General features: G+C 58.3%; 12 protein-coding genes. 6 read left to right on the plus strand and 6 right to left on the minus strand.

Annotated features, from left to right (window positions below; genetic code table 11):
• Window positions 1-333 precede the first annotated feature (333 nt).
• The 4 genes from amaA to amaB all read right to left on the minus strand — a co-directional run bounded on the left by amaA (window position 334) and on the right by amaB (window position 5024).
• On the minus strand, window positions 334-1614 hold the full coding sequence (gene amaA, locus DOM57_RS20205; RefSeq protein ID WP_110651132.1) for an L-pipecolate oxidase: 1281 nt from the start codon (window positions 1612-1614) through the stop codon (window positions 334-336).
• A 98-nt stretch (window positions 1615-1712) separates the two neighbouring features.
• A complete protein-coding gene (locus tag DOM57_RS20210; protein ID WP_110651134.1) occupies window positions 1713-2000 on the minus strand; it encodes a DUF8026 family protein in 288 nt (95 codons plus the stop codon).
• Window positions 1997-3448 (minus strand): sodium-dependent transporter, encoded by a 1452-nt coding sequence (locus DOM57_RS20215; protein WP_110651136.1) that lies wholly within the window; start codon window positions 3446-3448, stop codon window positions 1997-1999. The genes DOM57_RS20210 and DOM57_RS20215 overlap by 4 nt, the downstream gene beginning before the upstream one ends.
• Window positions 3449-3530: 82 nt before the next feature.
• A complete protein-coding gene (gene amaB, locus DOM57_RS20220; RefSeq protein ID WP_110651138.1) occupies window positions 3531-5024 on the minus strand; it encodes an L-piperidine-6-carboxylate dehydrogenase in 1494 nt (497 codons plus the stop codon).
• A gap of 119 nt (window positions 5025-5143) precedes the next feature.
• On the opposite strand from amaB, the gene DOM57_RS20225 reads away from it, so the two are divergent.
• The 5 genes from DOM57_RS20225 to DOM57_RS22470 all read left to right on the plus strand — a co-directional run bounded on the left by DOM57_RS20225 (window position 5144) and on the right by DOM57_RS22470 (window position 12487).
• On the plus strand, window positions 5144-6061 hold the full coding sequence (locus tag DOM57_RS20225; protein WP_110651140.1) for a LysR family transcriptional regulator: 918 nt from the start codon (window positions 5144-5146) through the stop codon (window positions 6059-6061).
• Between the two features lie 169 nt (window positions 6062-6230).
• Window positions 6231-7478 (plus strand): 2-aminoadipate transaminase, encoded by a 1248-nt coding sequence (locus DOM57_RS20230; RefSeq protein ID WP_110651142.1) that lies wholly within the window; start codon window positions 6231-6233, stop codon window positions 7476-7478.
• 2 nt (window positions 7479-7480) lie between these two features.
• Window positions 7481-10798, plus strand: coding sequence for an FAD-binding and (Fe-S)-binding domain-containing protein (locus DOM57_RS20235; protein ID WP_110651144.1), 3318 nt, complete (start codon window positions 7481-7483; stop codon window positions 10796-10798).
• Window positions 10799-10827: 29 nt separating this feature from the next.
• Window positions 10828-12186: a 2-oxoadipate dioxygenase/decarboxylase HglS gene (hglS, locus tag DOM57_RS20240; protein WP_110651146.1), complete on the plus strand. Its 1359-nt coding sequence runs from the start codon at window positions 10828-10830 to the stop codon at window positions 12184-12186.
• 73 nt (window positions 12187-12259) lie between these two features.
• Window positions 12260-12487, plus strand: a complete 228-nt coding sequence (locus DOM57_RS22470) for a Na+/H+ antiporter NhaC family protein (RefSeq protein ID WP_239496348.1) — start codon at window positions 12260-12262, stop codon at window positions 12485-12487.
• Window positions 12488-12879: 392 nt separating this feature from the next.
• On the opposite strand, the gene rnk is transcribed toward DOM57_RS22470, so the two are convergent.
• Entirely contained in the window at window positions 12880-13290 is a 411-nt protein-coding gene (rnk, locus tag DOM57_RS20250; protein WP_110651148.1) for a nucleoside diphosphate kinase regulator, read from the minus strand.
• A gap of 1053 nt (window positions 13291-14343) precedes the next feature.
• Entirely contained in the window at window positions 14344-14550 is a 207-nt protein-coding gene (locus DOM57_RS22790; RefSeq protein WP_420820243.1) for an SMR family transporter, read from the minus strand.
• Window positions 14551-14870: 320 nt separating this feature from the next.
• Between DOM57_RS22790 and DOM57_RS20260 the strand changes: the two genes are divergently transcribed.
• On the plus strand, window positions 14871-15593 hold the full coding sequence (locus DOM57_RS20260) for a FadR/GntR family transcriptional regulator (RefSeq protein ID WP_110651150.1): 723 nt from the start codon (window positions 14871-14873) through the stop codon (window positions 15591-15593).
• The last annotated feature ends 134 nt before the right edge of the window (window positions 15594-15727 follow it).

A 15727-nucleotide genomic window follows, 5' to 3' on the forward strand; every position in this document is an offset into this window, starting at 1 on the left:
TCAGACAAAGCGTAGGGTCCATTTGGGTATCTTCGAGGTGTCACGATGGCGCCCCTTGCGTACGGTCTTGGGGTTGATGCCGTATTGGCGACTCAACGCCGCGACCGAAGCTGTCGATCGCTGTATTTCTGCTCGGATGGCGTGTGTGGTCTTGGCGCGCTTCTGAAGAATCTGAGCCATGGATCATCCGCCGAGAGTGGCTCGTAAGGTAGACCATCACTCCAGGGACCACACAGCTAGGCAGTATTTGCACCCTGGCAGACTGCTAAATCCTCCCTGTCACGATCATTTTAGCTACGAGGGAGGACATTCTAGCCTCCCTTCCACAAAAACTCAGGCGATGAGTCGCAAGCACTGGCCGGCATGATACAGCGTGAAGCCGCTCTCATAGGCTGAGCGCCACAGCGGAGCCGCCGAGATCGGCTTGGCGGGACGTATCGGTAGGGGCAGAAGGGAGTTATCTCCATGGAGGATGTAGTGCGCAAACCCCTTGCCGACGACCGTGCCTGTCGTCACTCCGCGTCCGTTGTAGCCAGTGACTGCGAGAATATCGGGCGCTGGCTCGAATAGCCGCAGAGTATGATCCGGTGTGAATGCGACGCGTCCGGTCCAGGTGCATTCCCAATCGACACGGCCAAGCTGGGGAAAGTAATGCTGCTGAATGCGGTCGGCCCAGCAGCGTATGAAGGCGGCGGGCTTGCTCTCGCCGCAACCTAAGCTGCCTAAGATCAATCGACCATCAGCGTCGCGGCGCAAACTGCTTAGCACAGTGCGGGTATCCCACGCGCCCTGGCGCTCGGGAAGAATGTCGCCTGCAACGTCATCGGATAGAGGGGGCGAAGCCACCTGGAAGAAATGGCCAAGGAAAAAGTGATGGCGAACCTCGTTCCAGTGGTCCTGTGTATAGGCGTTGGTGGCTATTACCAGGCGAGGTGCGCGCACACTGCCCTCTGCCGTGATGACCTGCCAGTCATCGCCTTGGCGAGCCACCGCCTCGGCGGGGCTATGAGTATGCACATGTGCTCCTGCGGCGATGGCAGCACGAGCCAGACCTCGGGTATAGGCGTTGGGGTTGAGCGTGCCAGCACGCCGGTCAAGCAGGGCGCGCCGGACACGGCGAGTACCTACATACTGCTGGCAGGCTTCTTCTTCCAATAATTCCACCGGGGAGCCACGGCGTTGAAGCTGCTCTGCGCGCCGTGCCAACTCCTGTTCGCCCTTACCGTTATGAGCCATGTGCAAGGTGCCGGTTCGGGTAGCCTGACACTCAATACCATGACGTTCGATCAGCGAAAACACCTCGGCGGGCGCTTGGCCGAGGATTGTATTGACTTGCTCGCCATCCTTCTCACCCAAGGCTTCCGAAATATCGTCTGGTGGGATCCATAATCCGGCATTCACTAGCCCGACATTACGGCCTGAGCCACCACTGGGAATATCTCCTGCCTCGATCAGCCTTACGTTAACGCCCGCTTCGGCGAGATGCAGTGCAGTACTGAGTCCGGTAATGCCTCCACCGATCACAGCGACGTCAGCGGTGTGCTCACCTCGGAGAGGGGCCAGCTCCAGGGCTGGCTCCTTTGAGGTGTAGTGCCATAAACACTGTTCCTTCATGACACCTCCTGTCTTGTTGGATTGTTGGTTCCAAGCCACCGATAGGCCACTACTATTGCTAGTATTGATTCTCTCACGCCTATCGATGGCGGCGGTGATTACGAATTTGCCCAATGGTAGAAATGTCGGGAATTGTTGCGCCGTGCCTGGTTTTGAAGTTCGAGCAGCTCACGCATTTCTCGGGCTTTTTCCCCTTCCGGATTGCGGGCTAGCCATTCCTCGATATCGTGTTGAGCAGCAGGGGAGAAGGGCTCGAAGTTACCCTGCTCCTGGAGCAGGGATAGCTTGCGGCCCTCCTGCCGCATCGAATGAACCAGCGTAATGGTGGCTACTCCCCAGAGGGCGGCGATCGAGACAATCATGACGATAACTGCTGAAAAGCTCATGAACGGCGTCCTTCAACAAAAGTATTGGTAGAGTCGGTGTCGTGGCGGCGACTCATGAACCACATGCACAGCGGAATCATCAGCGTCAGCACTATCAGGCCACTCACTGTCTTCCAAGGCGTCTGGCTGAGATTGCTGTAGAGAAAGTAGGCCATGATCGCGAGCATGATGGCGGGGATTTGATACCGCACGACGGCTTCCCAAATACTGGATACGTAAAGATCGGCACCCCGATTCAGGCTCATGATGCGTAAGCGCTTGGCGTCGAACTTCCAGCCGATGGTAACCATGATAAGGAAGGTGGCCAGCGGTAGCCCCCAGTTGCCGAGTACGAAGTCCAGATAGCCGAGGATATTGGCGTTCAGGGCGCTCGGGATACCCAATAGCCAGATGATGCCGCAGATGGTGAGCACGGCCTTGCCGCGGGGAAGCTGGCGTTCTTCCTTGTAGGTGGTGACCCCCACTTCGGTTATGGCAATGGCGGTGGTCAGGTTAGCGAAGAAGAAGCCCATGAAGAATAATAGGGCCCAGATGTAGCCTGCTGACATGCTGCCAAAGGCATTTGCCAGGGCAACGAAGGCCAGTTCCGGCCCCGACGAGGGCGAGATACCAAAGGCGAATACGATAGGAAACACAGCGAAGATAGCCAGAAGACCGAAGCTGGTGTTTCCGACCGCGGTGAATATGCCGCCTCCGAGGGGGATATCGTCGTTGCGACCCAGGTAGCTGCCATAGGTCAACGCGATACCCCAACCGAGACCGGTGGAGAAGAGTGCTTGGCCTAGCGCAGCTAACCAGGTTTCGCCACGTACGAGATAATCCCAGTTGGGCGAGAAGGCGAACTCAAGCCCTGCGATAGCGCCGGGCAGCGTCAGGCCACGAATGGCGATGGCGATCAGGGCAATGGTCAGGATCGGCATCATCCACTTTGCCAAACGCTCGATGCCACCCTTGATCCCGAACAGCAGAATACCGGTGACCATCAACATGGCGAGTGTGTGCATGCCCACGTTGAGTGGCTTGTTAGCACTGAAGGCCTGCCACAACGCAGCGGTATCGAAATCGGTTTGGGTAAAGGTCCCGATCAGCGCATGGTAGGCGTAGTAAACCGACCAACCGACGACTGACGAGTAATACGACATCAGTACGACATTAAAGATCAGAATGACCAGGCCCAGGCCGACCATACGGTTGTTGCCGTACACCTTGCGGAAGGTACCGAGCAGGCCTTGGCGAGTATACCGGCCAAGGCTGGTTTCGCCCATGAGACCGGGAACGGCGATTAGGTAGAGGAGGGTGAAATAAGCGATGAGGAACGCGCCCCCACCGTTCTCGCCGGTGACATAGGGCATACGCCAGATATTTCCGGCACCGACCATGGCGCCGATGACGGCCATCAGATAGCCGAAGCGGCTGCCCCACTGTTCTCGGGAAATTGTTGTTGTCATCTCATGACTCCATGACACGTTGTTATGGTTCGCTCACAACGCCGCCATGTGCAGCACTATCGGCCCATGGCGGCCGTCGTGATTAGTCGAACTTAATGCCCTGTGCCAGCGGCAGTTCGCGGGAGTAGTTCACGGTGTTGGTCTGACGCCGCATGTAGCTCTTCCATACGTCAGAACCGGACTCGCGACCGCCACCGGTCTCTTTCTCTCCGCCGAAGGCACCGCCGATCTCGGCACCGCTCGGGCCGATGTTAATGTTGGCGATACCGCAGTCGCTGCCCTGGTCAGAGACGAAAGTCTCGGCTTCCCGCACGTCGGTCGTGAACACGCAGGAGGACAAGCCCTGGGGTACGTCGTTGTTCATGGCCAGCGCGTCTTCGAAGTCGCTGTAGCTCATGACATAAAGGATCGGTGCGAAGGTCTCGTGCCTGACCAAGTCATCCTGTTCCTTGACCTCGACGATGGCCGGGGAGACGTAATAGCCGTTGGGGTAGGCGTCGGCTAACTGACGCTCGCCACCGAAGACACTGCCGCCCTGCTTGCTTGCGCGCTCCAGCGCGGACTGCATCTGCTCGTAGGCTTGACCATCGATCAGCGGGCCGACCAGGTAGCCTTCCATGGGATCGCCGATGCGAATATTGGCGTAGGCCTTCTTGAGCCGCTCGACCACTTCGTCGCGGATAGACTCGTGCACAATTAGGCGGCGCAGTGAGGTGCAGCGCTGGCCAGCGGTGCCGGCCGCCGAGAACAAAATGGCGCGCACGGCCATGTCCAAATCGGCACTAGGGGCTAGGATCATGGCATTGTTGCCCCCGAGCTCGAGGATGCTGCGGCCGAAGCGGGTGGCTACACGTGGTGCCACCTCACGGCCCATGCGCGTGCTACCGGTGGCACTAATTAGTGGAACGCGCGGATCATCCACCAGGCGCTCACCTGCTTCGTGGTCGCCGAGGATGACCTGGCTGAGATCTTGCGGGGCCTCGTCGCCGAATTCCTCTATGGCGCGCTCCAGCAGGGCCTGGCAGGCCAGGGCGCAGAGAGGCGTCTTCTCTGAGGGTTTCCACAGCAGGCTATTGCCGCAGACCAAAGCCAGTGCAGAGTTCCAGGCCCAGGGCGCGACCGGAAAATTGAACGCAGTGATCAGGCCGATAGGACCCAGCGGATGCCAGCTCTCGCGCATATGATGACCGGGGCGCTCCGAGGCGATGGTCAGGCCAAAGAGCTGGCGCGACTGGCCGACGGCCAAGTCGCAGATATCGATCATCTCTTGGACTTCGCCGAGACCCTCCTGAAGGATCTTGCCGCACTCCAGGGTGACCAGTGCTCCCAGGTCCTGCTTATGGCGGCGTAGCTGTTCGCCGAACAGACGGACCAGCTCGCCGCGGCGTGGGGCCGGCACTTGGCTCCACTGCTTGAAGGCCTGTTCGGCGCGTGCGATGCGAGCATCCACCGCATCGGCTCCTTCGAGTTTGATACGGCCGATTTCACTGCCGTCAGTGGGCGTGGTAACAATGAAGTCGCCCTGACGGTACTGGGACTCGGTGACGCCAAGTCGCTGCATGACGGTATCGATCATTCTATCTCCTACTGCTTGTGCTATGGCTAACGGGACACAGGCAGTATCACCATCGCTATTGACCTGGCTCAAACGACGTTTTATACGAAATTCATTCCTATTTTTCTTAAAGGTTGAGCATGAGCCGTAGTCATCTACCAACCCTGACTGCCATGCAGTGTTTCGAGGCCTCGGCCCGCCACTTGAGTTTCACGCGGGCGGCCGATGAACTGAGCCTGACGCAAAGTGCCGTCAGCAAGCAGGTTGCACAACTTGAGTCGGTCCTTGAGCAGCCGCTCTTTCGTCGTGTGCGAAAGCGACTGCAGGTGACCCCCGAGGGCTCGCTCTACCTGACTGAGGTGCGAAAGATTCTCGCTCAGGTAGAGATGTCCACGCGCTATATGCAGTCCTACGGGGGGCAGAGCGAGGTGCTTAACGTCACGACGTTGCCGACCTTCGGTGCGCGCTGGCTAATTCCCCGGCTCAACGGCTTTCGCTTTCGCCACCCCAACGTGTATCTGAACATCAGCAACCGGGTCGAGCCGTTCGACCTGGAGGAGGACCGAGTCGATGTGGCTTTCTTCTTCGGTCATGGTGCCTGGCCCAGGGCGGAATGTATTAAGTTGCTTGACGAAGAGATGGTGCCAGTCTGTGCCCCCTCGGTCGTGCCAGCTGACGGTATTGCGGAGCCGCTGGCATTGACACGTCTGGTGCTGTTGCAAAGTGCGACGCGTCCCGAGGCCTGGCACGACTGGTTCGAGGCGCAGGGAACCTATACCGCGCACAGCTACCATGGGCCACGCTTCGATACGTTCTATATGGCTCTGCAAGCGGCACGGGCGGGTTGTGGTGTAACACTCGTGCCACATTTCCTGGCTGAGGAGGAATTGTCGAGGGGCCAGCTGACGATCCCCTGGGACTTCCGTCTGAAAAGCCGCGATGCCTATTACCTAGCCTATCCCGAACACAAGGGAGAGGTCGGTAAGGTAAAGGGATTCATCGACTGGATACTAGAGCATCACGATACGCCGACTAGGGTCGATAGTGACTCAGACTGACTGGCGAGAGTTGCTTTGCTGGCGTAGCGCCATGAGCATGCCAGAAAACTTTCTGAGGCATTCTTTTTTGGAATGAATTTCGCGCTTTTTTTCGTTTGTAGGTCTCTTCCCGGCTCTGATCTGATGCTTCTTGTTCGATCAATAAAAAGCATCGATAGGTACATGGATAATGGATCTTTCACACATCAGTAGTGCACTGGGAATAGTTCACTCCCTATGCATCGAGCGGGGAAAGAATGCCGAAGTTTGGGATGAAGAGGGCAGGCGTTATATCGACTTCGTCGGCGGCATTGGTGTACTTAATCTCGGGCATGGCCACCCTGCCGTGGTCGAAGCCGTGCAACGACAGGTCGAGACTCTGATGCACTCAGCCTTCAATGCCATACCGCATCGCGGGTATCTGGAAGTTGCCAAGGCACTGGATGCGTTCGTCCCGGTGTCATATCCACTCTCCTGTATGCTAACCAATAGTGGTGCTGAGGCGACCGAGAATGCGCTCAAGGTGGCACGTGCCGCGACGGGGCGCCAGGGCGTGATTGCCTTCGATGATGGCTTTCATGGCCGAACCCTCGCGGCTCTCAACCTCAATGGCAAGGTCAAGCCCTATAAGAATGGTCTGGGTGCCTTGCCCGGTCCGGTTTATCACCTGCCGTTTCCCAGCCGCGACAGTGATATCGATGCCGACCAGGCCATGGCGGCCCTTGAGCGCCTGTTCGAGGTCGAAACCCCGATCGACGAAGTGGCTTGCATCATTGTCGAGCCAGTTCAAGGCGAAGGCGGTTTCCGTTTGCTCTGCGCCGACTTCGCCGCACGCCTGCGTTGCTTGTGTGATCGGCATGGCATTGTCCTAATCTTCGATGAGATCCAGTCCGGTTTCGGCCGTAGCGGTCGCCGCTTCGCGTTCTCGCATTTGGGCGTTGAGCCCGATCTTACATTGATGGGCAAGAGTATGGCCGCGGGGCTGCCATTGGCGGCGTTGGCTGGCCGGCGAGAGCTTATGGATGCCATTGTTAAGGGTGGGCTGGGTGGTACCTACTCCGGCAACGCGGTGGCCTGTGCTGCAGCCCGGGTAGTCATGGATGTTATGAGTGAAAGCAACCTGCGCGAGTGGGGCGATCGCCAGGAATCCCTAATTGCTGATGCCCATCGCCGCTGGCAGGCCTCGAGGCGCTTTCCAATGGTGGGCAAGTTGACCGGCATTGGCGCCATGCGCGGTATCGTCTTTGAGGATACCGCCACAGCCACTGGCAGTGAGCATCTCATGGCGCTGTTGTCTGCTGCTCGTGACGCCGGTGTATTGTTGATGCCAAGTGGCCGTCGGCGCAATGTATTACGCCTGCTACCGCCGCTGACAACAGAACCCGACATTCTCAACGAGGGCCTGAACTGTATCGAACAGGCGCTGGAGACGCTGTAGCCATGATCGCGCGGCTGGAAGACGGGGCGGCTGTACAGACGGCTTATCAGCGATTTATCGAGGCCCTGCGCCACGCCGGCTTTCGCGGCGATATCGCGCCCGACTACGCCAACCGTACGGTACTGGCCACCGACAACTCGATCTATCAGCGCCTGCCCCAGGCGGTGATCTATCCACGTGACGCCGAAGACCTGCAACGCATTGCGCGTCTGGCCGGGGACAGCGAATATCGCGATAGCGTGCTCGCCCCGCGCGGCGGCGGCACCGGCACCAACGGCCAGTCGCTGACCGACGGCCTGATGGTCGATGTCTCGCGCTATATGAACCGGATCCTCGAGGTCGACGTCGAAAATCGCCGCGTGCGGGTCCAGGCCGGGGTGGTCAAGGACCAGCTCAACGCCGCGCTCAAGCCTCACGGGCTGTTTTTCGCCCCGGAGCTGTCGACCTCCAACCGCGCGACCATCGGCGGCATGATCTCCACCGACGCCAGCGGTCAGGGCAGCCGCGAATACGGCAAGACCCGCGATCATGTATTGGCGCTGGACACAGTCATGCTCGGCGGCGAGCGCTTCGAGAGCCGGCCGGTGGGCGACGAAGAACTTGCCACGCTCTGCGCACGCGACGATATCGTCGGCGAGACCCACCGTGTTGCGAGCGATATCATCGACAGTCAACGCGAACGGATCGAGGCCGTGTTTCCGCCGCTCAACCGCTGCCTGACCGGTTACGATCTGGCGCATCTGCGCACCCCCGACGGACTTTTCGATCTCAATAGCGTGCTGTGCGGCTCGGAAGGCTCGCTGGGCTTCGTCGCCGAGGCGACACTCAACGTGCTGCCCATCCCTCGCCACTCGACGCTGGTCAATATCCGCTACAGCGGCTTCATGGATGCGCTGCGCGACGCCAAGGCACTAATGGCGAGCCATGCCAAGCCGACCTCGATCGAGACCATCGACGATAGCGTGCTGGCCCTGGCGATGGAGGATTTCGTCTGGGACAGTGTCGCCGAGTTCTTTCCCGCGCCGGACAACGACCGTCCCGAGCCGCTCAGCGAGGGCGTCGAAGTCGCCATCGCCCCGGCCACGCGCCGCGGCGAGCAAGTGACGATTCGCGGCATCAACCTGGTCGAGTTCAACGACGACGACCCGGCAAAACTGGAGGCGCGCGTCGCCGCCTTCACCGATCACCTGGCCGCCGACGCCAGTGTCGAACGGCTGGGCTACACGCGGGCCGAGGGTCGCGAGCAGATCGGCCGCGTCTACGCCATGCGCAAGCGCGCCGTGGGCCTGCTCGGCAACGCCAAGGGCGAGAAGCGCCCGATCCCGTTCGTCGAGGATACCGCGGTGCCGCCCGAGCATCTGGCCGATTACATCGCCGAGTTCCGCGCCCTGCTGGACGAGCGCGGGCTCAGCTACGGCATGTTCGGCCACGTCGACGCCGGGGTGCTGCACGTGCGCCCGGCGATCGACATGAAGGACCCGGCCCAGGCGACGCTGATACGCGAGCTTTCCGATGAAGTCGCCGCACTGACTCACAAATATCATGGTCTGTTATGGGGCGAGCATGGCAAGGGCGTGCGTTCGGAGTACGCGCCGAAGTTCTTCGGCGAGCTCTACCCCACCCTGCAACGCCTCAAGGCGGCGTTCGATCCGCACAACCAGATGAACCCGGGCAAGATTGCTACGCCGCTTTCCATCCGGCCCGAAGCCGCCGGTACGACTATCCCGCTCGAAGACGCGGAGCGATCCATCCGGCCCGAAGACGCCGGTACGGCTATCCCGCCCGAAACTGCGGGGAGTCCGTCCGCGGCCACAGGCAGCGCGTCCCGGGGAGAAGATACGGTCGCCGAACAGGCCATCAAGGGGGCCGATCCTGGCCTGTTGACCGTCGACGGCGTGCCGACTCGCGGCGAACTCGATCGCCAGATCGATGAGCGGGTGTGGCGCGCCCATGCCAGCGCGGTGTACTGCAACGGCAACGGCGCCTGCTACAACTATGACCCCGATGACGCCATGTGCCCGTCGTGGAAGGCCACCCGGCAACGCATCCACTCGCCCAAGGGCCGCGCCAGCCTGATGCGCGAGTGGCTGCGCCTGCAGGGCAACGCCGGCATCGACGTACTCGAGGAGTCGCGCAACAAGAAGTCCGAGGGCGCCTGGGAGTTCGTCCGCGACTTCCCGCTACGTCTGCGCAATACCCTGGCCAAGCGCCGCGGCGAGCCGGACTTCTCCCACGAGGTTCACGAGGCGATGGCCGGCTGTCTGGCCTGCAAGTCCTGCGCCGGGCAGTGCCCGGTCAAGGTCAACGTGCCCGAGTTCCGCTCGCAGTTCCTCGAGATCTATCACGGCCGTTACCTGCGCCCGCTGCGCGACTACCTGATCGGCGGGCTGGAATTCTTCGTGCCCTATCTGCAGCCGGTGGCGCCGGCCTACAACGCCCTGCTCGGCAACCGCCTGGTCGAGCGCTTGCTGGCCGGCCCCATCGGCATGGTCGACAGCCCGCGGCTGTCGCGGGCGAGCCTCGCCAAGCAACTGCGCGCCTGGGGCATCAGTGAGGCCACGCCGACCTCGCTCGGCCTGCTCAACGAGCGCCAGAAAGCGCGCAGCGTGATCCTGATCCAGGACGCCTTCACCAGCTATTTCGAGTCGAAGCTGGTGATGGATATCGTTGAGCTGCTCACCCGGCTCGACATCCGCGTGTTCGTCGCGCCCTTTTCGGCCAACGGCAAGCCGCTCAACGTCCAGGGCTTTCTCGGCGCCTTCGAGCGCACCGCCGAAAAACAGGCAAGGCGCCTCAGGACGCTGGCCGAAAGTGGCGTGCCGCTGGTCGGCGTCGACCCGGCGATGACCCTGGCCTACCGCCAGGAATATGCCCAGGCGCTGGGGCCGGACAGCGCCCCCGAGGTACTGCTGTTGCAGGAATGGCTGGTCTCGCTCGGCCAGCGGCTATTGCCCCCGGACGTAAGCCTCGACGATCCCGGCTTCAAGCTGCTCTCGCACTGTACCGAGCGCACCAACGCCCCGGGCTCGCCCAAGGCCTGGCAGCAGGTGTTCGCCAACGCCGGGCTGCAACTCGAATTGATCGCCACCGGCTGCTGCGGCATGTCCGGCACCTACGGCCACGAGGCGCGTAACCGCGAGACCTCCGAGGCGATCTACGATCTCTCGTGGCGCGCGCCGGTCGAGGCTCCGGCCAATGCCGGCACGCTGCTGGCCACCGGCTACTCGTGTCGCAGCCAGGCCAAGCGCCTCTCGAATACCGTCCTCCCGCATCCTCTGCAGGGGCTGCTCAACGCCCTGCGCGCCACTACCGGCCATTGAGCATCACGAACAAACCAAGGAGACATGCCATGAACCCAGCTTACGTTTCACCGGACGAGATCCGCGATCGCTTCTCCAAGGCTATGTCGGCCATGTACCAGTCTGAAGTTCCGCAGTATGAGACGTTGCTCGAACTGGTGGATCAGGTGAACCGAGAAACACTCGAACGTGACCCGGCATTGGCCGAGCGACTTTCGAACTTCGATGAGTTTAACCGCCTGGGCGTGGAGCGCCATGGTGCCATTCGGGTAGGGACGGCTGATGAGCTGGCCATGTTGCGTCGTCTATTCGCCGTGATGGGGATGGTCCCGGTCGGGTACTACGATCTGTCGGAGGCCGGTGTACCCGTACATTCCACGGCGTTCCGTCCGGTCGATGATGAAGCTCTGGCCTACAACCCCTTCCGGGTCTTCACCTCGCTGTTGCGTCTCGAACTGATCGAGAGCGACACGCTGCGCGAGCGAGCCGCGAAGATCCTTGCCGATCGCGATATTTTTACCCGCGGCGCACGTGAGTTGATCGCTCAGTATGAATCGCAGGATGGGCTCACCGACGAACAGGCCGATCGTTTTGTGAGCGAGGCGCTGGAGACTTTCCGCTGGCATCAGGATGCCACGGTGGATCTGGAAACCTACGAGGCACTACAAGCCGAGCATCGGTTGATCGCCGATGTGGTCTGCTTCAGAGGGCCGCATATCAATCATCTGACGCCGCGCACCTTGAACATCGATGAAGCCCAGCGCCGCATGCCGCAGGCTGGCATGAACCCCAAAGACGTGATCGAGGGGCCGCCGCGTCGTAACTGTCCGATCCTGTTGCGCCAGACCAGCTTCAAGGCGTTGGAGGAACCGACCCGCTTTGCCGGCGAACGCCAGGGCACCCACACCGCCCGTTTCGGCGAGATCGAGCAGCGAGGAGTGGCACTGACTGCGAAAGGTCGCGAACTCTACGACCGCTTGCTCGGCGAGTCGCGCCGTCGCACGGCGGGGCTGGCTAACGACGAGCATCAGCGTGTGCTGGCCGAGGTCTTCAGCGAGTTCCCCGATACGGAAGCGGAGCTGCGCCGCGAGAAGCTGGCGTTCTTCGAGTATCGGCTGACCGAGGCCGGCCGCCAGGCGGACAAGGCGGGGCGCGCGGATATCGAGGCGCTGATCGAGCAGGGCCTGGTGGAGGCCCGGCCGATTACCTATGAAGATTTCTTGCCGATCAGTGCGGCCGGCATCTTTCAGTCGAACCTCGGCGGCTCCCAGAACGACGCCTATGAAGGCAACGCGAACCGGGACGCCTTCGAAGCGGCACTGCAAGGCAAGGTCCTGGATGAGCTGGAGCTCTACGCCGAACGCGAACGGGCTTCGTATCAATCGGTGCTGCAAGCGCTCCAGGGCTGACGTGGACGAAGTGAACCGGGCCATCGGGTGGGCGCCGTGACAGCGTGCTACCGGTCCTTGGAAGCCGGGCTGGTTGATCTTCGCGATCGGTCCGGCCGCGCTGGACATGTCGCTGCCGTTGGCCATTGCCGCGGTGCTCAGTGGCGGGATCTTTGGCGGTCATCGTTCGCCGATCTCGGATACCAACATCCTCTCGTCGGCGGGTTCCTCCTGCGATCACATCGATCACGTGCGTGCCCAGTTGCCCTATGCGCTGAGTACTGGAGTTGCGGGATCGTTGCCTTTTTCGTCTCCGGCCTGACGGATGCGGCCTGGATCGGCGGCCTCAGCGGAGTGGCTGCGCTATTGGCAGTGGTGCTACGTCGGGCATGGGGTCCGAAAGAATCCGCGCAGTTCGAATCGTCGAGCTGAACAGAAGACAACTTCCAGCGCCGATTGACGACGGCGCTGGCAAGGATCGTCGGAAGTCCTCGTCCTGGCCCGCCATCTCATTTAACCAGTATGTTTGAAGGCGACGCTCGACGAGGATAAGCCGTGAGTCGGATGCGGAGGCAACTAAGCTGAGCGATAGACGAAAGAACACGGACTGATGCCCACGCTCGCCGTCTAATCCACAGAATTTGTGTGAAGAATAAAATAGTTGATCCTGCAGCATTTTTTGTAATTTGTTGGTGTTAAGCTGCGATGAATCGGTTATTTGTAATATTGCTTGGCGGCCTCAGGTTGCCAAATGATAGCGTCTATACGCAAATTAAACTGCACACCATTCTGCAGGGGCCAGTCAATAATATCACCGACCCTAAGTCCTAGCAAAGCTGCACCGATAGGAGCCAAGACGGACAATCCATCTTCACTACCCGATAAAGCATGAGGGTAAACTAGCGTTCGGGTCATTTCCTTGTTACGGTTAAGGTCTGTAAACACGACCTTGCTATTCATGCTAACTACATCACCAGGTATTTCTTCCGGTTCGACGAGATCGCAGCGCTCCAGTTCTAGCTCCAGTGCTTCAGCTGTGAGATAATCTTCTTTATTAGCATTATTTATCAAACGCTGTAATCGTTCGGCATCAAGACGATTGATAGTAATAGTTGGACGGGGCATTTTGATACCTCCTGTTTAATTTATTTGATTGACACCAGCAAAAACATCCTGCGCCTAGGCCAAGCGGGATGATTTTAACTGGAGCATGCTGGACGCTACATGCGTAAGCATGCTTCATTATACTAGGCATGTTTAAAAGATTTTGCAATGATTTTATTTATGTATAGAATTTAAGCTTATTTTAAACTATTGTGGATTTAACCACTTTTAGCCCGCATACGCAAGCCAGCTTATACACGAATAAGAAGCGCCGAAATAATTAACGTGCCACCACAAAATTTGCTTCAGGAGGAGGCTCATCAAGTAGCCACCAAACCCAGAGTGTCCCACTGCGGTTTCAACTAGAATAAACAGCACTAACTCAGCGGAATGTAAGTAGCAGGTGGCATTGATCATAAATACTGTAACTAATGGCATTTTAAATAAACCCATTAATGCAAGTATACCGTAACTGTAGGTGTGTAGTTAAAAAGGACGAGCCATTGGCAGCGCAAGAGCAGCTGAAGTAATCCCGCCACCAGCAATAAGCGGTACACGGTCCAATTCGGAATAGTGGCGTAATAGAGTCATTTTGTCTCCTACAGCAGCCGCTGCCGAAAGTGCCTAGATATCATCTACTAACCCACTGCTTTTTATTGATCCAGCAAAGACAACGACTATTCTTACCATAGCTACGAATATTACTAGCCATGTTCGTAAAGCGACATTCTAATTCAAGAAAAGTTGAGTAAAAATTGCCGCACTTAGAGGGCGTCGCTTAAGATGACTACTGCATTTGCTATTACTGTGTTCGTAATCGCAAGCAAAAAAAGGCTTGATGCAAGTGCTGAAAGCACCGCAGAAGCAGGTGATGCTTTGAGATTCCCAAGGAGTGAATTTAGCCTTCTTCCGGGACTGCTGAGAAGACCAAGGCTATAAACATGAAAAACTGCGCCAAAAGATGATGGTCAAGCCATCAGCTTGAGTGAGACGTACCAGTAGGCTACCGAAACTGAGGAAGCCAACACCAATTGCAGTCATGGTGAGCCCATAGCCATGTAGGTTGTTTTCATGCTATATATCCCTTAATAGAAGCTTAAGAAGGGGGCGGTCAGATTGAGACCTGCTACGCCTAATACGATAAGCGCAATGCAGAGTAGCCGTCCAACGCTTATTTTCTCCGAACAACACGACTCCTAGTAAAGTAGGACCTTTAGTGCCTATAGCAGTCCAAATCGCGTAAGCCCGCGCCAACGGCCAGATGTCGCACGTAGAGTCCAAGTAGAGCGAAACTTAGCAGTGCGGCAACTAGCGTAAATAACGACGGCGTGAGGCGTTTAAGCCTTCCGTGTATTCAAGGCCGATTGCACATCCTATTTCTGGAAGACTAGCAAATGTGAGTAGGTACCAAGCCAAGTTGTTTCTCAATGTAGGCGGGGGTCGTCCCCTGTGAGTCGACATGTCGCGCGAGGCCGTCCACGCGCTTGGCTAGCTTACTTGCTGCACCACTTAGTCAATCTTGCACCAAAAGTGCCCATTCAGACTTGCAATCATACCCAATCATCCTTTGATTAATTCATGGGATGATTGCTGGAGCTACTATGCCTTTGGAACCGACACCTCGGTCTTCGCTTGTTGAAGGCGTTATCAAGCAACTTCGCGCGCAAGTGCTGGGAGGGCAATGGCTTTGTGGTGAGCGTATCCCGACGGAAGACAAGCTTAGCAAGGCTCTGGGTGTCGGTAGAAATACAGTTCGTGAGGCCGTACGAGTCTTGGCCCATATTGGGTTACTCGAAGTGCGTCAAGGAGCTGGTACCTTTGTGCGCTCAAGCCGTGATCCGAGCGCAATGCTGCAGCACCTGGCACAAGCGGCGCTACGTGATCAGTTGGAAGTCAGACGGGCTCTCGAAGTTGAAGCGGCACGCCTCGCAGCTTTACGACGCACCGAAAAGGATCTTGAGATTATATATTATTCATTGGGAGCGCGGGGGGACTGGATGGATAAAGCCTCCCTAGAGGCATTCGTAAACAGGGACACACATTTTCATTTAAGTATTGTGCGTGCTAGTCATAATTCTACGCTCCTAGAGCTATATCAGTTTTTTTGGACCAGCCTACAAAATACCATTGCGCGAACCGAAAATGATCAGCAACTACCCGGGCCAACCTTCACAGATCATAAAGCCGTTTATTTAGCTATTGAAAGCGGGGACCCCGGCGCGGCCGCAGCGGCTGCGCACGACATGCTCACGCCAGCGCTGGATACGATTTGCAGTGCGATTAGGTATGCACATCCTGTCCCGGATGATAACGATCCAGAATAAGGGAAAGCTATGGAAGGTAGTCTATTTACCTGGACTATATTAATTATTGCTTCATTTTTTGGGGGTGGTCTTACGCTTTGTCTGAAAAATGATGTCTTGCTAGCCTTTCCTCCCTCAGCCTTGGAGGTATTGTC

It is taken from the genome of Salinicola peritrichatus (genome assembly GCF_003206715.1).
GTDB lineage: Bacteria > Pseudomonadota > Gammaproteobacteria > Pseudomonadales > Halomonadaceae > Salinicola > Salinicola peritrichatus.